Origin of the sequence: Streptomyces sp. NBC_00209 (assembly GCF_045206345.1) — a bacterium.
Classification (GTDB): Bacteria; Actinomycetota; Actinomycetes; order Streptomycetales; family Streptomycetaceae; genus Streptomyces.
In genome coordinates, this window is record NZ_CP108121.1 from 1351906 (window position 1) to 1373711 (window position 21806).

Annotated in this window: 9 protein-coding genes; 3 read left to right on the forward strand and 6 right to left on the reverse strand. The window is 67.8% G+C overall.

From position 1 onward, the window contains the following. The first annotated feature begins 2205 nt into the window (after nucleotides 1-2205). Entirely contained in the window at nucleotides 2206-3828 is a 1623-nt protein-coding gene (locus OG867_RS05890; protein WP_406283370.1) for an ATP-dependent nuclease, read from the forward strand. Continuing rightward, nucleotides 3825-5588 carry a UvrD-helicase domain-containing protein gene (locus tag OG867_RS05895; RefSeq protein ID WP_406283372.1) on the forward strand — a complete coding sequence of 588 codons (1764 nt, stop codon included), beginning with the start codon at nucleotides 3825-3827 and terminating at the stop codon, nucleotides 5586-5588. The genes OG867_RS05890 and OG867_RS05895 overlap by 4 nt, the downstream gene beginning before the upstream one ends. 803 nt (nucleotides 5589-6391) lie before the next feature. Here the strand turns inward: OG867_RS05895 and OG867_RS05900 are convergent. From OG867_RS05900 to OG867_RS05915, 4 genes are read right to left on the reverse strand one after another with little or no spacing between them, the layout of a single operon-like run. After that, a complete protein-coding gene (locus OG867_RS05900) occupies nucleotides 6392-9475 on the reverse strand; it encodes a pPIWI_RE module domain-containing protein (protein WP_406283374.1) in 3084 nt (1027 codons plus the stop codon). A 31-nt stretch (nucleotides 9476-9506) separates the two neighbouring features. Further along, nucleotides 9507-13205: a hypothetical protein gene (locus OG867_RS05905; protein ID WP_406283376.1), complete on the reverse strand. Its 3699-nt coding sequence runs from the start codon at nucleotides 13203-13205 to the stop codon at nucleotides 9507-9509. Continuing rightward, complete coding sequence (locus tag OG867_RS05910; RefSeq protein WP_406283378.1) at nucleotides 13198-14430, reverse strand: hypothetical protein; 1233 nt, start codon at nucleotides 14428-14430, stop codon at nucleotides 13198-13200. Before OG867_RS05910 ends, OG867_RS05905 begins: the two co-directional genes overlap by 8 nt. Before the next feature lie 23 nt (nucleotides 14431-14453). After that, a complete protein-coding gene (locus tag OG867_RS05915; RefSeq protein ID WP_406283380.1) occupies nucleotides 14454-16136 on the reverse strand; it encodes a PD-(D/E)XK nuclease family protein in 1683 nt (560 codons plus the stop codon). A 154-nt stretch (nucleotides 16137-16290) separates the two neighbouring features. Here OG867_RS05915 and OG867_RS05920 point away from each other — a divergent pair, with 154 nt between their 5' ends. Then, a complete protein-coding gene (locus OG867_RS05920; RefSeq protein ID WP_406283382.1) occupies nucleotides 16291-17811 on the forward strand; it encodes a serine/threonine-protein kinase in 1521 nt (506 codons plus the stop codon). Between the two features lie 47 nt (nucleotides 17812-17858). Here OG867_RS05920 and OG867_RS05925 read toward each other — a convergent pair whose 3' ends face one another. Together OG867_RS05925 and OG867_RS05930 are read right to left on the reverse strand one after the other, a co-directional pair. Further along, the gene (locus OG867_RS05925) at nucleotides 17859-19862 is read right to left on the reverse strand and encodes a class I SAM-dependent DNA methyltransferase (RefSeq protein ID WP_406283384.1); all 2004 of its coding nucleotides are present in this window, start codon (nucleotides 19860-19862) and stop codon (nucleotides 17859-17861) included. Between the two features lie 593 nt (nucleotides 19863-20455). Next, entirely contained in the window at nucleotides 20456-21598 is a 1143-nt protein-coding gene (locus tag OG867_RS05930; RefSeq protein WP_406283386.1) for a hypothetical protein, read from the reverse strand. Nucleotides 21599-21806 lie beyond the last annotated feature (208 nt).

Here is a 21806-nt window from a genome sequence, read left to right on the forward strand (position 1 = left end):
ATCAGCGGGTGGTTCAATGGTCTAGAGAAACGCCGGTTTGGCTAACCGGCGATCGTCGGATATCTTGCGCCCAACTCGAGACGCACGATGCCTTGGCGAACAGACGCGAATGCGGCGCGTAGTCGCACCGCTGCGGACTGTTCTAGGTTTGCTTGCTTCGGCGCGTCATTCCAGTCAATTGCGCCCTCAATGTGTCTGCCGTCGGCGAATCAGCACAATCAGGCACCGCGTTGGGGTATTCCCAGCTGCACCAGCCCCGGGCAGTGAGGAGCCATGGACAGAGCAGGTGCCTTCTAAGCGCCTGCTCTGTCACACCCTGTCGCCCGCAAGGGTCGAACGCCCTGCGAGGGAACTCAAGGATGGCGAGCAATGCGAACGAGGGAAAGTCGCTGCGGACACCAAGAAACACACTTCTCGCATTGATGTATTTTCGCCAGCAGCCCGGACTACGTGGCTTTAATTTCGGCGGCGCTTCGCAAAATGCGTGATGACCCGAGTGCGCACCCCGAGGCGATATCGTTCCGTCAGGCAGTCAAAAAGTTACACCTTCGGGTCTACAAATAGAGGGGACCCCCATTGCGTCCAGAGGAAGAAGCGGAACCGCTCTGCAGTGGACTTCGCCGGCGCCCCCAGCCACTCGTGGCGTGAGACGACGATCTGCCGCTCGGAGTGCGCAGACTCTGGTTCCCGGCATACCGGCTACAGCGGCTTCGACCTCGGGAGCTACCTCAGAAGTGGGGCCTCCCCTCCGGGGGCAACTGACATCAACCCGGCCGATTGTCAGAGGGGTTAGCTACGATGGTTGCAGTTGTGGAGACCCCGGAAGAGCAGGGCGCGTCGATGCAGGGAGTCAGCTATCACGGCGGGACGGCCGCGATCCGATAGGAGCGCCTGGCCGGCGCTCTCCTATGGCGACGCCCGATGGGCGGCGATGTCGTGACCCCGATCCGGCGGTGGGTTGACACCCGCCCTGGCTCTGAGACAGCGTTCTCTCGAAGTTCTGGAGGGCCTCCTTGACTGCACCCGCTTCTACCTGCGACCACGGCATCTGCCACGTTGTCGTCGTCACTCTGACCTCCATGGTCGCCGGGCTCGCCATCGGGATCGGCTCCGCCGTTCTCGGGCAGGCTCCGTTCACCGCTGCCGCGTCCGGTGCGGCTGCCCTGGCATTCACGTTTGGTGCGGGTATGAACGTGATTACTCACGTCAGCAGGCACCGGTAGCAAGGTCCGCACACGGGGCGGCCGGTCGAGGCCGCCCCAGGAGCGCTCCGCCCGAACGGTTCATCATCATCTGCCATGACGCAGGAACCATCACAGGCCGCGAGGCACCCGCCCAGAACCGTCTCAACAAGAGTCGGTAACTGCACGGCTTCCCAGAAGGCGAGGGCTACTACGTCCAAGCTTGATCTGGAGCCGAGAGGTCGGCGGGTCGCCGAGCCTCTCGGCTCCAGCGCGGCGGTGCACTGATCCCCGCAACCGACTTGGCCCTGTTCGCTGGGCAGCCATTCTTGGCTGTGCCTCCGCACAAGGTTCGCGGACCTTCTGTCCAGCCCTCAACATCCAGACACGTTGGAGCAGTGACTCGAGCTACCGTCGGACCCGATCCGATACCTCCAGGGCGGGAGATCCGCTGCGCTCAAGCTAGCGGTCGACCCAGGCGGGCACGTTGAGGAGAAGCTGCTTCCGGGCTGCGTAGAACGCCGGGTAGTCCTCCTGGATTCGCGCGAGTCGATCGCCGCGGCGCTGGATGGCCCGGACCTCCAGCACACCGGGCCGCCCCGGCGACGGTCGTGGTGCAATGGTCGTGCCCAGGCGACAGTGGCCACCTCGACAGCTTCGCCTCGACGTTCCGGGACCTACAGAGCCGTTCCCGCAACGGCTACCCCCAGTAGTGGACCGAAGTGTCGCCAGTCCGGCGGCGCGGCCTGGTGGGTGGCTCGGCGAACAGGCCAAGGCGACTTCCTACGCTCGGGCGGCGGCACCAGGCTCTCGATTCGGACAGCTTCCCGAACTGCCAGGTGCCTGGGGAACCAATCTCCAACTACCGTCCCGGATCAGGAACCCACAACTCCGGAGCCCGGACGTCCTAATCGTCGTAGTCTGACCGAGTGAACCTCAGCACCCTGTTGACTCCACCCCTGAGTCATTCCAGCACCGTCGTTCGGCGTCCGAAGCCCGCGCTGCGACGGGCAGGTCAACGGCCATGAGGCTCACCAGGCTGAAAATCGTCAACTACGCCCGACTGCATGACCTCGACATCGAGGTTCGCAAGCACCTTGTCATCGTGGGCGCAAACGATGTCGGCAAGACGTCACTCCTGCGGATGCTCAACCTCACACTAGGAGCCACGCTCGGCCAGCTTTACCAGAGTCTGTCACGAGCGGATCTTCGGGACCAGGATCAGCCACTGACCGTGGAGGCGGTACTGGCTGACTTCTCCGACACTGAGGGGGCGCTGTTCCACCGCGAGATCGACATCGATGCTGACTCCGGTGCCGGGTCGCTGACGGTCCGTCTCGATGTACAGCCCGACGCGGATGACTTGGAGGCTGTTGTCATCCACCGGGTCCTCACTGGCACGGCAGACCGTCGCGCGCCGACTCGCCAGCAGCTCGAAGCGTTCGGCTGGCGCTACTTGCCGGCCACGCGCGGGACGAGCGGGGCGCAGCTCGGGGGCCCGAACAGTGCCCTACAGCTGATGTTTGACAGCCTCGACATGGGCGCGGAGAGGGCCGTCCTAACAGGGATCCTCAGCGACTTCAACGACAAGCTCCACGTCAGCGAGAGTCTGACCGAGCTCCGCAGGAAGATAGCCGGGCACCTGGCCAAGGCCATGCCGCGCCCGGTCACCGCCAACGATCTGGCTGTGCGCACCGCGGCCGACCCGGGTGCGTCCATGCTGGAGGGCGTCTCGATGTTTCTCCAGCGCGATGACCAGTACGTGCCGATCGCCGAGCAGTCGGATGGTCTGCGTCAGCTGATGGCGCTCACGCTGTTCGACCTTGCCGAGAACGCCGCGAACATCATCGCGGTCGACGAACCGGAACTTCACCTGCACCCTGCCAGCCAGCGGACCATCGCCGAGTTGTTCGCCGCAGCCGAGAACCAGAAGATCGTCTGCACGCACTCGCCGTACGTTCTGCAGCGTTTCGAGCCGGCCCAGGTGCTGGTGGTTGCCCCTGGTGGGGATGTGCACCAGGTGCCGGACGACAGTCTTGGTGCGGTCGAGAAGCTCCGCGCCCAATGGTGGTCGCCGCGCCTGCTGGAAGCCCTGACCGCCCGCTACGTCATTGCGGTCGAAGGCGTAGCCGACAGGATCATCGTCGAAGCGGCAGCGCGGGCACTCGGTATCGGGCTCGACCGTCTCGGCGTAGTGGTTTTCGAGCTGGACGGTGCCGACAAGTTCCGGCACGTCTACAAAATGCTCGGGGAGAACGGCTTCGGCGTGCATGTCTTGGGACTCGTGGACAAGGCCGAGGAAGGCATCTTTCTCGGTGCTATCGGGGGCCGGCTCAAGGATCTGATCGGTGCGAAGGTCTGGCCCAGCGACAGCGACCTGGAGGATGAGTACTGCAAAGCGCTGACCGGTCCTGGTGCCGGCCGCATCCTCATCGACGCAGGTGTGTGCCGACTTGAGGGGCTCCTCCAGGCGTGCGGTGCCTCCAGCGAGGATGAGCTCACGTCCGAAGCCGTCGCGGCCTACTGCCGCCGGAACAAGACAGATGCGGCCATAGCCGTGGCGAACGCGATGTCCCAGGAACAAGCGGAGGCGATCGGCAGCGTCGCTGGAATCCTCACCCGGGCTAAGGAACTGGCCGGAGGATGAATCAGGACACGGGACCGGACCCGGCCTGTAGCCCAGTGGCGAACCTCCTGGCCATCGCACCGCCGGGCTGCGGCAAGACGGAGCTACTCGCCCGACGCGCTGTTTACCTGCTCGGTGTGCTACAGCCCCACCAGCGCATCCTCGCACTGACGTTCTCCAATCGCGCTAAGCAGAACCTCCGTGAGCGCCTCTTGCGCACTCTGGGACCGCAGCGTTTTTCGCGCTATGTCCGAGTTGCCAACTTCCACGGGCATGCTGCTGACATCATCCGCGCCCACGGCCGGACTCTCGGGCTCGATCAGAACACTCCGATGCCCGGCCGCTCAACCCTCTCCGACGCGATCTCCTTGTTCACCGACGGCCTAGACATCGGCCCTGCCATCAACCGCAAGAAGGCCATCGAAGGGGCCCTGACCGCCGCAAAGCAAGGCCCATACGACGACGATGAGGTGCGCGAAGCCCTCGCCTCCAGCGGTAACACCTTCGCCCAGCAGATCGAGGCCAAGCGTCTCGCAGAAGGGATCTTCCACTACGAGGATCTACTCCGACACGCGCAACGTCTGCTCAGGGTCGAGGAGATCGCCCGCCTGTACCAGCTGCACTATGGTGCGGTTCTGGTCGACGAGTTCCAAGACATGTCACCGCAGCAGCTGGAGATCGCCCTCGGGAGCAGCTCGGCAAGCCGGACCTTCGTCGGCGATCCACTTCAGGGGATCTTCAGCTGGGCCGGCGCGAGACCCGCTGAGGTGGAACGGGAGTTGAGGGATATTTGCGGAGAGCCACGCCGTCTCACTCTCTCCTATCGGTCCTCCCCTGCCGTGCTCGACGTCGTGAACGGTGTCGCAGCCCGGCTCGAGGATGTCGCAGATCTCCGGTCAGTCCACCCTGATGCCTGGCTCCAGGGCGGTGCCGCAGCCACCGCGGGCTTCAACAGCGGGGCCGAGGAAGCAGGGTGGATTGTGGACCGGGCAACCGAGATCCTGTCTGCCTTTCCCAAGACGACCATCGGCGTCATCACCCGGTCTGGATGGCGCCGCAAGTACGTCGATGCGGCATTCTCAGAAGCGGTCCACCTCCGCTGCCAGCGCTGGGACCTCGCGATCGAGGACAACACCATGGTTCAGCGGCTGGTGGCCACGGTTGCCCAGCTGCCGCGCCAAGCCGATATGGACAGGCTGCGAAGCGCGGTGCTTGGAGGCATTAACCCGAGCGATATCGAGACGATGGAACAGGCGACGAACGCCCTATCAGACTTCGAGAGCCTGGCCATCCAGGCGGGATCCCTCGCCGCGGCAGCAGCCCAACTCCGCATCGTGGAGGAGGGCGCGGCAATCGAGCCGGGCGTCCACTTGCTCAACGCCCACACAGGAAAGGGACAGCAGTTCGACTGGGTATTCGTGCCCGGCTTCGAGCACTGGCACATCCCAGATGGTCGGGCCGACACTGCCGAGCAACTGGCGGAAGAACTCCGGGTCGTCCTCGTCATGGTCTCCAGAGCACGCCATGGCATCGTCATCACCCGCGCGCGGTCTCTCATCTCCAAGGCAGGGAACCCCTACGCCACGCGCGAGAGCCAGTGGTGGCCTGTGATCGTCGAGGCATGCCCTATGAACGCCAACACTCTCGCCCAGCACATCTCCACACTGGTAACCCAACCCGCCCCTGGGGATGAGTCCGTGTCCGCACCGCCACAAGCGTCAGAACAGGTACGAACCGAGCCCTCGGGGGATTCGGTGGCCGCTGGCACAGTAGGCCAATGATCCCTTCGCTCTTCGCCGACGTCCCAGCCCGAGCAGGGAGACGAGGCCCGGCAACCTCGACAGATTGCCGGGCCTGCGTGCAGTCGGCAGGTGCATGATCATGGCTCCTCGCCAGGTTTCTGCCCTGCCCTCGCAGGCAGTCACTCAGCGTGCCCTTTGGCAGCGCCTCCGCCCCTGCCACCACGACCAGCCGCAACGGCACTTCCTGGAGCGGATCTGGGGAGTATCGACGGCCCCGGAGGGCGCGTGGGGAGAATCGACCGCGTAACGCAGCACGATCCGGAAAGACGCTGAGAGACTTGTCCGCGCAGGTCAGCGGTGGGCACAGCCGCACGGATGCAGCTCAGCGCCACCAGGCAGATAACTTCATGACGTACGTGCCGAGATCATGAGTAGGCGAGTTCGCCTGGGTATGGTGGCGCGCATGGTGACTGACCAGCACAGGTGGGACCGACGGGCAGCAATCTCCGCTGCTCGGCATGCCAGACGTCATCGGCAACGACGTCATGACTCACGGTTGGAGTCCTCTACGGATTAGTCACTCCCGGGCTGGTGCTGACCCTGCAAGTGCGGAGGCACGATTCAGACGCCCGGCGTCGTGGATATGGCCGTTGCAGAATCTCAGTTGAGCGAGCCCATACAGCGCGTGGCACGGATCACCCTACCCAGCGAGATCTGGTCTGTGAGGGCGGCTTCTCTGCGTGAGCAGTCCGTAGACCTGCTGCGAGCGCGGCTGTCCGGGCGCCGGGCTTGAACGCATGATCGGTGATGGCTACCCCGTCACCACCGACTACGGGTCAGACCTACATTTCGAACAGTTCCAGCTGCCCTTCCGTGTCGACGTCAAGTGCCTCCAACTCCAAGTTCGGCAAGGGCTGTTCCACCGGCGATGCGTCCTGCGCGTCATCCACATCGTCCGAAGCACCGGATTGAACCGCGGCCCCTGCGTCTCCCGTTCCCGCCTCGTCATCCTTCGGTGTCGGCAGGACGTACTCCTGCGCCAGGCCAGCCAGGTGGAGCGGCAAGGGCAGGGCGAGGGCCTGGTCGTAGTCCGAGGGCTGGCGAAGAACATGGGTGAGGAGTGCGAGGGACTTCGGGTCGTCTCCGTCATCCCGATGGCAACCGACGACGGCGATCTCCAGCAGCCCCGGCATCCAGGCCGTCTGGCCGGTGTCGATGGTGGGTTCACCCTTGCGCTTGCCCTGAGCGATCGGCCGGGGCGAGAGCTTGTCGGCGGTCACCGCCGCATGCTTGAACTGCACGGGCTTGGCCGTCGTACTGAAGAACACGCGGGCGTCTTCAGCGGCATCTTCTGGCACCCACAAGCCCTGCTGGATGCCGTTCGCCTTGCCCTCCGGGGCTCTCCCCCACCACTGCGGAGTCTCGTTCCGGGCGCCTGCGCGGACCCGGACCATCCGCAGGTCGGGGTCGAGGCGACGAGCGGGAGCGAGGCCGTCCTGCAGGCGATCCCGTTCGATCCGGCCGTCCTGGAGCCAGGTCCAGTGCGAGCGGGCGTTGTGGGCCTCGGCGAACAGGACGGTTGGTGCGGTGCGCAGGGAGGCACGCAGACCCTGAAGCCACTCGGCGGCCTCACGACGCTGCAGTTCGCGTTCTTGGTAGCGTTTCGGGCGCTCGGTCCCACTTTCCGTCTGCACCTCCGAGGTGTCGGCCTCGTCGTCCTGTGAGCTGCGCTGGCTGGGCAGAACGGGCTTGACCTCAGCTTTTTTGGTCAGCTTTAGAAGGAGTTCGGGGTAGGGGACCCAGGCGCCTGCGCCGGAGCGTGCTTCGGGGTCCCAGCCTTCGACACGGGCCGCGTCGGTGCCTGCCGGATCGGGGGTGATCATGACGCCGACCGGAAGGTACGCGGCCCAGCGATTCCGGGTCGTACGGTTCTTACGGACCATCCACAGTGCGGCATGCCGCAGTCCGTCGGGCAGTCCGTCGTCCTCGGCGAGCCGGGGAAGGGTGCGCGCGCCGAGTTGCCGCAGGCCGTCGTTCCAGGCGCTTAGCGTGCGGTGCCGCAGGCTGGACGCTGTTTCCGCGCCCTTGCCGTTCTCGTCGCCTGCTTCAGGCACCGTGGTGAATTGTGTGACGAAGCCTGCCTTGGCACAGCCGAGTCGCATGGCGAACTTCGGGTCGTGCAGTCTGCTTGGATATGACGCGGCGCGGCCGATCTCTACAAGGGCGAGGGCTGGCGCGTCGGTGGTGCGTTCCGCGGCCAGCCACTGTGTGGCACTGTCGCGGCGGGCCGCTGTCGCGGCGGTCACCTGGACGTCCTTGATACGGGTGCCGGTGGGCAGGTCGAGGGGGGCAAGGAGGCTGTCGGCGGTGCGGTCACCGAGCGCGATGAGCGGGCGCATACAGTGGACTCGCACGGTCAGCTCCGGAGCGGACCACTCGTGCACGACCGATGCGCCGGCCGTGGCGTCGTCGTACTGCTGTGCGGTGAAGGACCCGCCGTCGCCCTTGAGGCCCAGAAGCTCGCCGAGGGAGGCCAAGGCGGCGTCGCGCAGCCGCGGCGACTGCCACAGCAGCCGTGCCTCAAGCACGGGAGCGCCGCCCAGGCGCGCTACTCCGTCGAGAGCGTCCAGCGCGTAGGCCGTCGCCAGCCGACGCTGAGCGCACCGTTCCGCTTCGACCGTCTCCTTGTCGCCCTTGGAGATGTTCGCGGGCGTGCCCCGGTCGATCAGCGAGAGGTCCGGGGCGCGGCGCAGTTCGGACGTGAGGGCGCCTTCCGCCCAGGCTGTGAGTTGCGAGAGCTGGTGTGCCATGAAACCGGGGCCCACGTCGTGCCGACCCATAGCGGTGCGGTACAGAATGCCGGCTCGGGCATCGTCGCGCAGCCAGGACGCGGGGTCGGTCAGGATCGCGTCGGCGTCCGGGAAGGGCTCGCCCAGGGGCAGCCCGGCGAGCATCGCTGCGGGGCCACCCGCGCGCCACCGGTCGGCGAAGTCGCCCTTCTCGCCCAGGTCCTTGTCCCAGTAGCGCTCCAGAGCGGCGACGGCAAAGCGCTCGCTGCGGGGGGTGCCCGGCAGGAACGGCCTGCGCGGACGCAGCAGGACGGTGGTGCTCGCACCCCACGGGAGGCGCAAGCGGCCCGTCTTGGCGTTGGTACGAGTGGCCCAGCGGCGAACCGACCAGCGGAGGTTGAAGCGCGGCAGCGGGTCGAACGGCACGGTCTGGAGCGTGATCGACAGCGTCACCGACCACCAGGAGTCCTGCCTCTCGTCCGGCCCGGGGAACCGGATCGGCTCGGACATGAGTTGGGCACCCTGGTCACGCGGCCCACGTGGCATGGCCCGGAAGATGAGCTGCCCACCGTCGTACGGGTACGGGCCTAGCGCGAGGATACGGCGCGCCAGCCAGTCGGGGCTGAGGCTGTACTGGTGCGGTGACGGACGTGCGGTGCCGCCATCGGTCGGGACGTCACGCGGCATGAGTTCATGGTGGACGGTCTCCCAGCGCGGCGGATGAACGGCCAGTTCTGCGACGGTCTCCTTCAGCAGGCTGCGGTACTCGGGCTCGGGCCGCAAGTCACGCAGCCAATGCTTGAGCACGGTGTCCAGGACCTGGCCGGGGAGCGGGTCGGGAAGGTCGGCGGGCGCACACAGCCAGTGGGCCGGCGCGCCCGGTTCGCGGTCGTGGAAGGGGCGTGGCAGAGCGAGGACGTCAGGCGCGAAAGCCTGCAGGACCTGTTCCAGGCGCCAGGTCGGTGCTGTCTTCCACGGCTCCTTGCCCGCTGCCACCCGGGGCGCGTTGCACAGAGTCAGGACGGCGTCACGCCACTGCTCGGGGAAGGGCATGACACGGTAGGGCGCGGTGTGAGAGGCCAAGGCGTCGGCCGGGCGCCAGGCCGTGGTGCGGGCGGAGCGGTAGACGGGTGGCATGGGACGGCTCCTCGCGAGCAGAGTCGGGGGGTCAGCGATGGGTCATCGTGCCGAGGGCGTTGTAGAACGGCTGGTACAGGAGACGGACCAGAGAGCGAGCCGCCGGGTCGGGGTGGGGCGGGGCGGTGTCGGGCCGGTCCGTCAGGTAGGGGTCGAGGATGCCGGCGAGGGCGTGGAGCAGGCCGTCGGTGCCCGGCACATCAGTCCCGGAGGACGGTTGGCCAGTGCTGCCGGGTGCGAGCTGTCTCGCCAGGCGAGGCGAGAAGGCGGCATCGACGAACACCACCCGGGCCGGCACTCCGCCGCGCACCAGACGGCCGATGACCTGCCAGAGCGTGACAAGTTGGTCCCAGGCGAAGGCGCGCTTCTCCCAGGCGGGCAGTGAACTGTAGGCGTATCTGCGGTTGAGCAGCCGACGCCATTCGCGGCGGCCCTGTTGGCGCAGGGCTCCGGCCGCCTCGTCCAGCGATCCCGCCTTCTCCATGAGTTCGGTGAGCGTGTGCGGGCCGTCGAGGGTGTCGCGGCGCGGCTGGTCGCGCAGCAAGCCGCTCAGCCAATCGTTGACGGCGAAGACGGACAGGTCGAGGTCGTCGGGGCGGGGGTGCGGGCGGACCAGGAACAGGGCCGTGCCGAAGGCCGCTTTGCCCTCCTCGTTGAGGATATTGTGGCCACGCTCGACGGCCAGCAGCGGAGCGACCAGGACTTCTGCGGTGTCATCGTCGGCGAAGCGGGCGACGTCGCCACGCCGTAGTGTCGCCGGAGTCTCATCCTGCTGCCCCGGGGCGGTGCCGACTGGTACGCCGCTACCGCGGGCCTCGTCGTCCGGGATCAGCGCGCTCACCTTGCCACGCCAGGCGTCGAACCGATGCAGTGCCTCGGCCACCGCAGCGGCTTCCCGGTAACTGCCCACGAGGATCAGCGCTCTCCGCCGCGTCGTCTCAGGGATACGACTGATCTCCTGGCCCAACACCGAAGAGCCGCCCGGGCCCGGTTCGCCGAGCCGCCGGGCCATCGCGACCGCCTGGGCGAGCCGGTCGCGCGGCGGTGTGCCGGAGAGGCTCATCGGGCGCTCGTCCCGGTCGTAGAGGAAACGGGTGGCGAACGAGGTTCGGGCCACGGCAGCCAAGGACGCATCAGTGGGCTTGAGGACGAGGCTCACCGGGACGCGGACGTGGGCGCGGCTGGACTCGCCGGCCCAACTGGTACCGGACATCAACACGACGTGCGGGCCACCACGGTCGGTGGCCGGGTCGGCGCCGAGGCTGTTCAGATTCAGCAGCAGCTCGCGCCCGACTCCGGCACACCGGAAGAAGCGCAGGGTGCCGCCGCGGCGGCCGGCGTCGTCGCGTTCCTCGCCGTCCGGGAGGTACTGGTAGCCGAGGATGTTACCCATGGGCGCCTCGGGCACCAGCGGGGCGTAGTCCAGCGGGACGCGCCGGGCCAGCTCCCTGCCCTGGGAGTCCAGTCGCAGGGCGGCCTCCACGTGCGGCCATAGGAAGGTGAGTCGCTCCAGCCTGTGGTGGAGAGTGCTAAGCAGCAGGAGGAAGGAGAGCCGCAGGCATAGGACGTCCCACCAGTCCTTCGTCGGCTCGGGCGGGGGCGTGGTGAATGCAGGCTGTTCGACCCGTACTTCCTCCGTCACCCGGTCGACGAGCTGACCAGCCAGTTCACGTACCCGATCCCTCGTGCGGCCTGCTGCCATGTGGTGCAGGAGGGCATCGGCCGTGTCGGTGAGGACGCCGGTGAGCGGGTCGGGGGCGTCGCCTTCTCCGAACGGATCGTCGCGGAAGGCATCCCAGGCAGCCTCGAGCAGGCGGCGGGCCGGGGAGAGTTCGAGGTGCGGGGAGGGGCCGGGCTCGTGCGCCACGTCGTCATAGCCCTCGTAGAGTTCAGCGCTGTCCCCAGCCATGTCGGCCGCGGCGGACGCCTCCCGTTCCGCCTGGTACTGCTCGCCTTCGCGGTGGCGCCGAGTCAAATCGCGGAACAGGTCGTCTAGCAGGCTCTGCTGGAGGGTCCACGGGCTGAAGTAGGCGGGATCAGCCCACTCCCGGAGGTTCTCGTCCTTGATCAGCAGAGCGCAGAGCGGATCGACGGCAAGGGTGACGGTTCCCAGTGCCCGGTTCCACTGGGCGACCTGGCCGTCAGTCAGAGGTAGGCGGGCGCGCCTGCTCAGCTCCTCAATCTTGTAGCGGTTCAGTTGGTCGAGCCAGGAGTCGGTGTCGGGGCGAACCAGCGTGCCGGATGGGGTGAAGAGGCGGTCCAGTGCCATCTGGACGCTGTCGGCCTCGTCCACGAAAATCAGGTCGCTGCGCAGACAGGCCAGTTCCAGCTGGCGCAGCCGCTCGTCGTTGAGGTGCGCGGGCACCTGGCTCTGTACCAGGCTGGCCGGGTTGGCCACCCAGATCAGAGCGTCGACCTGCGCGCGGGCAGCCGCGTGGCGCGGGCATTCTGCCCACAGAGGGCAACCGTGCGGGCGGCCGGGCAGGCGGTCCGGGGCGTGGGCCTGGTGGGGTCCGGTGTTCCCCCGGTCGGGAGTCCATTGCTCCAGGACGACCGATTCCGGTTCCGCCGGGCCGCGCTGTGGCTCGGGATGCAGCCGCGTGCATGGTGCGTCGCGGTATTGCAGCGGATCGCCGTCGACGCCGCGCAGACCGCTCACTGCGCAGGCGGTGCTCAGCATGTCGAAGCCGGGGTCGTCGTGGTCGAGGAGGTTGTCGAACCCTCGGGCGGAGAGCCGCCGGTGCAGCCGCTGGACATGTTGCTCGCGTGTGGTGGTGCCGAGCACCGGCGCGACGGCGATGTCGAGTGCCTCGAAGAGACCGCACAGCCGTAGCTGTTCGGCGACGTCTCCGACGACGAGCGTGGTGCGCAGCGGGATCTCGCGCCGGGCGGCCCAGACGGCCACCAGAATCATGAACGTGCTCTTGCCGGCACCGACCATGCCGGCCAGGTGCACCATGCCAGCCAGTTCGACCTCGTCGGCCTCGGTGTAGTCCGTTCCCGCGGCATTGCGGGGCGCGAACCTGACCCCCTCCAGCCTCTGTTCCCAGTGACCGGGATGCGGGACCTCCGCCTCGCGCTCGCGCTTGTCCATCCACCGGGCCGTTGCGCGCAGTTCGGTGCGGCACACGCTGAGTGGCTCGCCGCCCCCGGGCCGTCCTGCGGCAAGGTCGTGGCCTGGTGGGCTGGCACAGACGAGTTCCTGGGGAATGGTGACCGAGGCGTTGCGGCGGCGTTCCTGGAAGGAACTCGTCCCTGCCCGGGCCGGTTTCAGGGCACGGGTGACCAGGTCCGGTAGCCGACTGAGGGCTTGGTCGTAGACGTCCATCCGGCGCCCGGCCACCATCGGCACCACGGGTCGGGGACCATCGGTGGTTCCGGTCGGCGGCGGCTCGTAAGCCCGCAGCCTGTTGGCGACTGCCCAGTAGGCGTCCAGCGCCTGCCGCCAGGCGCGCCGCCGCAGCGGCCACAGGAGGTGCCGGGCGGCGGCGAGGGCCATGCGCTGCCACGGATGTTGCGCCAGCCCGGCGTGCTGCGCGAACGGATAACCGCCGAACAGCGCATAGGCGTCCAAGGCACCCGCCGTAGGGGCAAGCCGTTCGAGCAGCCGCAGCCCCAGCTCGACGCGGCACAACTCGACCGGGCCAAACCCGTCCGGGGCACCGGCCTGGGGCCACTCGTCCCTCAACTCCCCTGCTACCGCCTCGCACCAGGCTTTCTCGTCACGCATCTGTGCCCTCCTGGCTGTCGGCGCGGGTGCCACGGCGCGACCCGGCCAGCCGCTGCCGGGCAGCCCGAGTCAATTCGTCGTCGGTGAGCAGGCGTACGGCAGCGGCCGCCGCTGGCCGGGCTCGCTGAAACGCCTGCTGATAGCCGGGGCGCTCGCGTACTCGGTAGACAGGCACCACCCAGAACGCCTCGTCGTACGGAGGCTCGGGCCGCACGGGGCGGGCGGCTCGGCCGAGGAAGGCCGGGTGCGCCCAGTCTTTGACGTCGACGGCCCAGCGGTGGCCGTCGGGGAAGACCACCAGCAGGTCGTAGGAGTCGAAACCGGGCCACATGGTGACGTCGAGGCCCAGACCGGTGAGCCGGTCCTCCAGTTCCACCTCGGCCAGTCCGGGCCCGGTGACGTGTCGGCGCAGCGGGCGCTCCAGCTGGTACACAGTGCCAGCGTGAGTCGCCTCGATCAGACGGCCGACCGGCGGGTCTCCCTGCCGTCGGCAGCGATCCCGCTCACACCACCACTCTCCGCCCGCAAGCGGCGTCAGCAGTGTTCCGCAGCGACCGCACACCGCGTAACAACCGTCCCGGCTCCAGGAAAGAGGGACCTCCGGGTAGATCAGGTCGATGAGCTCCCAGACCGGCTCCAGCGTGAAGTCGCCGTGCAGAGCGAAGAGTTCCTGGGCCGACAGCACCGGCCGCCGCACCAGCAGGCTGCGGAACTCGGTGTATGCGTCCTCCTCTCCATGGCTGCGGCAGCGATCCAGAGCGGTCCGCATTACCTGCTGATCCCGATGCCGCACAGCCGGGTCGGACGCCGAACGTTCCCATTCGCTCCACTCATGGCACAACTGGGTGGGGCGATGCGAGTACGGGTCGAGCAGAACGTCGTCCGGGCCGACAGCGTCCGACGGCAGTGACAGCGGCCAGTCCTCCAACGGGATGTCGGCACACCGCTGGACGAGTTCGGCAAGTGAGGCGGGTGGCCGGAGTCCGCCGCGTAGCCAGGCGACAACTGCCCGGTCCAGGGCGAGTTGGACGACGGGAGGGTACGGAAGACAGAAGGCATCCAACCCAGCGGTGTGGTCCAGGACACACAGGGCCCGGGCCACCGTAGCCAGCAGCGGCACGCCGTCATGGGCAGCCCAGGCATCGAGCGTTTCGGCGGACGAATCGAAGGTGGCAAGGGGACTCGCAGGCACGGTTTCCACTCCAGGTGGTGCGACGAGCGTCATGACGGAGACAACGCGAACTTCCCTCAACCTGCGGCAGCCACCCGCTCTTTACCAGTGGCACACCAGGACAGTGCCTCGCAGCCCGTGCAGTCGTAACCGGGCCGGGGCACCGCGTCGTAGCGGGTCTCGGCGGACCAAGGCACGGTGTACGAGGCAAGGACGGTACGGGCGTGCTCGACCGTGGCCTCATCGCCCGGATCGAACTCCTCAAGGGACACCCCGTCCGGGCGCAGGATCTCCAGTTCCACGCGGGACCGTCGCGAATCGCCGCCAAGCACGCCGGCCTCCAGCAGCAGTACCGAGAGGGCAAGCTGCGGATGCTTCTCCAGCAGAACGGACCGACCGCCCGGTGGAAATGCGCTGGTCTTTGTCTCGCGAACGACCACGCCGCCGCGTTCCTCGTAGACCAGATCGCACGAGGCGATGACCATGACGTCGGACTGCGGGTCGTGGGCCGTCACTCGATGCTGCGGGCGGAACCCCGTCGCCGCTGGATTGTCGAGCGGGCACCGGGTGCGGTGGGCCCGGAGCATGCCGAGGGCGGGAGCCAGCTCATCGTCCGAGAGGCCGGGCAGGTGTGCGGGCAGAGGCACCTCGCGGCACGGTGGAGCGTCCGCCGAGGCATGCCTGACGTTGAGCCAGCTGTCGACGGCCCGGCCTCTGCGCACGGCCTCGCTCTCTTGAACGGAGTTCGGCAGCTTGAGCACACGGGTCAGGTGATAGCGGGCGGGGCAGTCGCGGTGCGCTCTCAGGTCGCTGACCGATACCGTGCGCCGCTTGCGAGGCCGCGCGGGAGGTGGGAGCACGAGGAGAGCGGGCACCCGCGGTACGACAGAGCACTCAGGTAACACCTTGCAACCCGCGCAGTGGGCACCGGCGATGCGTTCGCGGCCGTCGAGGACACGGCCGAGCCGGGGCACGACGTGCTGCTCGTGCAAGTCCATGATCTCTTCAGCGCTCCAGTCCGCGAAGACGTCGGTCTCGGTTGCGCGCAGAAGACGGACCCTGCCTTCAGTGAGGCCGGCGGAGTAGACCCGGACACGTTCTGGCCGCGGCGGTGGCGCCGGGTGCCTGAGGGCTGGGGAGTGGTGCTCGAAGGAAGGGATGCGGGCCGGAGTCCCGTAGTACAGGACAGAGGCGACAGAGGCGAGTTCGGGCAGCGGGAGACGCTCCTTGGCATTTCCCTTGGCGGGAATCACGAGTTCACGCAACGTTGCGTCGTCCGAGACGTACTGTCGCCCCCAGACAGTGCGCTCGTAGTCGGTGATGCCGCGCTTGTCGGGTTCCTCGAGCGTGCGGAACGCGATCCATGCGTCCGAGGCGCGGAACGTGCGGGGGAGGTCGGTGCCGTTGCGGCTTCCCTGCCCCCTGCGGCGAGCGTCGAGGTAACGCTCCGCGGCCGCCACCGACCAGGCCACATGCTGCGGCAGGCACCGGGACCGGGTACGGCGACACCGTTCCAGGGCTTCTTCGATGCTCTGCGCCGCACCGGACTCCAGTTGGTCGAGCAGTTCCTGCACGAGCGCGAACGGGAACTCCTCGCGTGGAGTCTTGGACGAAACCCGTTCCGCAGCGAACACGTCGCGGCGGACACTGAGAGCACGGTTCATCGGACAACCGGGCTCCTCGTCGCGCAGTTGGCGGACCGGGATGCGGGCCAGGCGCCCGACGCCGACCGTACCGGGAGGGTTGACCCAGTGCTGCACAGTGCCGACTCCTTGCGGTCTCGACGGTGAGGGCATCACCGTGACAGAGTTCTGTGAACAAAGTCAAGGCACGCAAGAATCTCCTGTAGCTTGATGCCTGACGGTTCGCCAGGAGAGGCAGGGAGTGTGCGTGGTGGAGCCATGGCCGGCGGGGATGAAGCTCGCGGGCAGATTCAGCCGCGCTGGCGAAGGCGCTTGGGGTGGCATGGGGGTTGTCTATCGGGCGACCGACGACAGGCATGCCGAGCGGCCGGTCGCGGTGAAGTTCCTGTGGCCTCGAGATCCGGAGGCCACCCTGCGCGGGTACCGGACTCCCACCCCACAAGAGCTACGGCGTTTCGACCGCGAGTGCGAAATGCACCAACGCTTCGGTGGCCAGGGCGTACCAGCCTTCGTCCACGCCGATCTCTCCCCGCCGCGCCCGTACCTCGTCACAGAGTACGTCGACGGCGATGACCTGCATGCTTTTCTCACCCGGAACAGGCCCACCCTGTCGGCTGCGGCGTGTGTGATCGTCCGGCTGCTGGAAGTGCTCGGCCGGGTGCACGGCGCGGACGTGGTGCACCGGGACGTCAAGCCGGCCAACATCCTGCTGGCCCGACGCGACGGCGTCGTATACCTCACCGACTTCGGCATCGCCTTGCCCAAAGATCCGGCGGCCACTCGGTACACCAACGGACGGACGCCCGGCACGATCGGCTACATGGCCCCGGAGGTCCACCGCGGCGAACGCAACCCGGGCCCGGAGGCCGACCTCTACAGTGTCGCCTGCATCGCCTTCCAGATGGTAACCGGACGGCTGGTCTTCGAGGCCGGCCACTCCGACTACGACTTGGCCCGCCTGCACTGCGAGGAGCGGCCACCGCTGCTCAGCGACGACGTCCCCGGCCTGCCGTCCGAGATCGTGGACGTTACGGACCGTATGCTCGCCAAGTCGCCCGCCGATCGGGCGCCTCTGGAACTGGCGCTTGAGATCTGGCGGCCCCTGCTGCCCTCGCCGGGCGACCCCCCTCCACGCCCGGCCCTCGACCCGGACCCGACCCTGCCCCATCGCGCCCCGGAGACCGCTGCGGCCCCGCTCTCGGAAGCACCACCGGCGGGTCCACGCCGCCCTCGGGTGTATCGCCGACCCGTTGGCGGTCCCACCCGGTCCGCGCTCCGAAATCTGTGCGCCGAGGCCGAGATCGAAATCGAACGCGGCGAACCGGACAAGGCTGTCGACGAGCTGACCGCCATGCTGCTGCGCGCCGAGCAATGCCTCCCCGGGGCGGTCCGCGAGGTGCAGAGCGCGCGCCTCGTCGTGGCCCGTGCTCAGATGCTGCGCGGAGAGACTGCCTCCGCGGGCCGCATCTGCCGGGATGTCGCCAGGCGGCTCGCGGACGCATCGGCCGGCACGGATACCGGTGAACTGCAAGCACAGGCGCGGCTCGGCGCGGTCCAAGTGATGACTGCGGAAAGGAGCCCGGTCCAGGCGGTGGCCGACACCTGGCTGGAGCTGGCCGAGGAACTCGCGTCATGGCCCGGACCAGGACCATCCCGCCAGACCGTGGAATTCTGCCGAGAAGTAGGAGTCGAAGTGAAGGAACTTGTTCTGGACGCGAGGCAAGGTGAAGTGTCCCCGGCGCTGCCGGAGGCAATCCGCAAGCTGCTGGATCGCCTGCCAGGGCCAGCTTGACGAACTCCGAGGAACCGGGGCCCTGCCTCTGCCTGGGCCCCGCCCCCTCACTCCTCCGTCAGCCTGCCCTGGGCCAGCAGCCCCGACAACATGGCGGAGAGCACATCACCGTGCCTGCCCAGGTCGGCCACCGCCTCCCGGAACCGGACGAGTCGGCGGTGGACCTCCCCGATCCGCCGCTGCTGCGTCGCTGGCGCGCGCAGGACGCGCAGTCGGCGCACGTCGACCCGAGAGGAAGAGGAGGCACGCGTCCCTGCCCGCTGGTCGTTGCCTGGCGCGCTCAGACACGCAGCGAGGAAGAACGGGTCGAGCAGCGCAGGATCGGTACGCAGCTGGACGGTGTGGGCACCAAGCAGTCGCGGTCCGGCCGTCTCGACCCAGACCTCGAATCCGTCGGCCGCAGTCACGACCACGACATCGCCGAACGACGTCAGAATCCCCTGCCCCTCCGCCTCCAACTTGGCGGCCTGCGCCGCGGCAACCCATGGCTCCTCACCCCGTACGGCCCATGGGGTGACGACGGGCAGAGCATCCTCGGGCTGCACTCCCTGCTGGATCAGACCGTCAGCGAGAACCTTGCCGGGCATCACGTCCAGAGCGCCGGAACGCTCCAGTTCACCCACGAAGATGTAGCCGAAGTCGTCCTGCGCTGCGGCACTCGCCTCGTGTTCGCGAACTGCCTTGGCCACATCGTCCATGTCCATCAGCGCCCTGTCCCAGCCGGTCCAGGCGCGGCGCAGTTCCACCGGCCCCACGGACCGCTCGGTCACGGTACGGCGAGATGGCGTCAGGTCGGTCCCGTCACTGAGCAGTTCCGCGGTCGGCACCCGTGTGACGCCAGGTAGGTCACTGCCACGAAGGGCCGCCACGGTGCGCTCACGCAGACCGTCCCAGTCGACGGCCATGCCGCGGCCGGTGAGCGCGGTCGTCCGGCAGTCCGCAGCGTCAACGAAGGTCACCTCGTCCGCGGAGTGTTCACGGGGCGTCGCCAGCAGCCACAGGTGCAACCCCACCCCATGCGGCGGCGCGCTCCCGGGCGGCAGCGCGACTACGGCTCGCACGGCTCCGGTGCGCACCAACCCCACCCGAATTCGCCGTCCGGCCCGGCGCGAAGCGACACCCGGTGGTAGGACCAGCACTGCTACTCCCCCAGGTTCCAGCACGGACAGACAGTGCTGCACCCACGCCAGCTCAGGCTCGGTCCGTGGTGGCGTGCCATACGTCCAGCGAGGATCAGTCGCCAGTTCCTCGTGTCCCCAGGAACGCTCGTTGGACGGTGGATAGCTCAGAACCACGTCTGCACGGGAGGCGTGCCGCAGCGGGGCATCAAGCAGTGTGTCCCCAGACTGCACGTGTCGCTCACAGCCCGGGAACTCCAGAGCCAGCCTGGCTCGGGTCAGGCGAGCCACAGCAGCATCGTTGTCAACACCTGCCATCGCGGGCGGAGGTACCTGCCCCGACCATCGCCGACCGGACGCAGCCAGGAGCGAACCCATTCCGCACGCAGGATCCAGCACCCGTCGCACCGGCGTACTGCCGTCACGGAGTTCGGCCGCCAGAGCCACCATGGTGTCGGCCAGTTGGCGGGGCGTGACGATCAACTGACGTACGTGGACAGCGTGCCAACGATCCAGCAGCACGGCGAAGGCTTCCTTCGACGACTGACGAAGGGCCAGCCGCACGACCTCGTCCTCCACCCTCCGGTCGGCAGCACTGGGTTCCGGGGCTCCGCGCGGCGGGTTCATCGCCGGGCTCGCCAGACGCTCCCCCGCCGAAGCCAGTAGATGGGCCATCCCGTCCCGGTCGCCGAGGTCCTCAATCCGCGGCCAGAGACGGTCCCAGCCACTGGAGGACTCGTCGATCTTGCCGTGCCGTAGAAGCCAGAACTCCGCATCCGCCAGGGAGAACATGGGGCTGGCGTCAGTGCCGCCGACCGGCTTGGGGAAGTCGCTGTGCCGCCGCCTCCAGTTGCTCACGGCGGCACGACCGACTCCGGCAAGCCGCGCGATCCCCGCAAGGCTGAGCGTGACCGGTTCATCATGCTGCTCCATGCTCTCTCATTTCAGGGATGGTCCAGCTGGATAAGGCGGGCAACGACGCACCCAAGGCATGGTGCAGCCGACGAGTGAAGCCTACGCGTTGACTGTGTCAATGCACTCAGCCCCAGGGTGCACGAGAGCCGCGCTCAAAAGCGAGCCGCACGCACCGCTGCTATTCCCGACGCCATGCCCGCTCCGAAGCAGATGCCACAGCGGAAAGGCAGATGCCTGGATTCAGTGGACGATCCGCCGGGACAGCTCAGTGCATGGATCCCCGGCCGCTCCGCCACCAAGCTGATCGTGGCCTGGCGCTCCGGGAGCTCACGAACCCTCGTGCGGTTCGTTCCGGCCGTGCATGCGTTGACCGTGCCGAAGTCATGACCAGGTCCCCGGCTTCGACTGGATGAACTGGGCCCGGCAGCAGAACCCACTGGCCGACCCTGTAGTCGAGGCCACCGGGGACAGCCCCGTGGACAGGTTCGCCTCTATCATCGTCCGGTCTTCGAGAACGTCATCGCGGTCCCCTCAGCCGCCCACTCAAAAATCGCCACACACTCCAGATGATGCGTCACCGGCAGCAGATCTGCGAACTACTCATGCGCGCGTCACCGACCGCCCCGCCGTTCCGGCCCGTCGGGGCTCCATCCCCGGAGATATGACTTGAGTTCCTCCGGCGTAGGTTCGCGTGCGTCCGGCGTCTTCGGAAGCTCGCTCAAGGGGTCGATCGACCTCACGTACGCCCTTGCCCACTCCAACCAGCGCCGGGCCTGACTCAGAGTCGGCCCGTCCACGACGCCGTGAAGCTCGCCAATACGACGTTCCAATGCCGTGCAGTATGCGCTGAGGGCAGCAGACTCCTGCCAGCGCCCGGCCTCGTCGCGTAGTGCCTGGGCAAGTTGTTCGCGAACAGCCTGTCCTTTCGCCACCTCCACGGCCGCTCGCCAGCGAACTTCGCGTTCCAAAATGGCCTGCTGCTCATCCTGCCTGCGCCGAGCGTCTTGTGCCGCTCGTACCTCGATCTCTCCAAGGACCGCGTCCAGGGCCTCTTCGAGCGTGCGGGTCTTCCGATCTCGCCAGCGGCCGGGCCGGTCGGTCAGGCCATGAGCGAGCTCCACGACGAGGCGAGAGGAGCGGTCGGGATCCAAGGACTGCGGGAACTCCTGCCTGACACTGACGGTGTAAGCGAGACCGTCGACAGCAACGTCCACCCCACCCTCGCGTGGGTGGAAGAACGAGTGGGCCTTCCGCACCTCGTACCCTCGCCGGACCGCCTCAGCCGACAGTCCCTGCAGCAGAAGAAGCGACCTTCGACGGAGCCCAGAAGGCATGACGAGTCGGCGCTCATCGTCTTTGAGCGCGGTCACGATCGGATGGAAGTTCCCCAGCCGTGAGGGAACGGGAACCGGATCCCCGCCCTCCTTCGGCCGGTGACTCCGCGCATTGGGATGCGGGCCATCCGCAAGGAACAGCTCCAGCCCCGGCCCACCATACGGAACCTTCTCAATGCGCTTGCCCGCTGGTTCCAAGCCGTGCCGTTTCGCATAGTTGACGACACGCCGCCACTCCGCGACCTCGTCGTCATCAGGGTCGGTGATCCGAACGCGGCCCTCAGCGACGAGCCGCTCGATCAGCTCATGAGCCTTCGCCCGCCGGGCCCGCGCGACGGGCCTCTCACTGTAGGGCGTCCGAGGGCTGGCGGACGTTGCCGACTCACCGCCACCAGCGACCGCGGAGTCGTCGTCGATCATCAGGACCCCACCATCCCGCAAGGCATCGGCCGAGCGCCAGTCACTCGACATCCAGGCTCCACCACCTTCGCTGGAAACGAGGCCGTTCGACTGCCCGCACGCCCGTACAGAGCCGAAAGGCACTCGTCAGCAGTGAGAGTCCCCTGGGACTTTTCTGGGACTTCCGGCCCCATCAAGCGGCACGAGCGTGAAACAGTCGAAAGGCCAT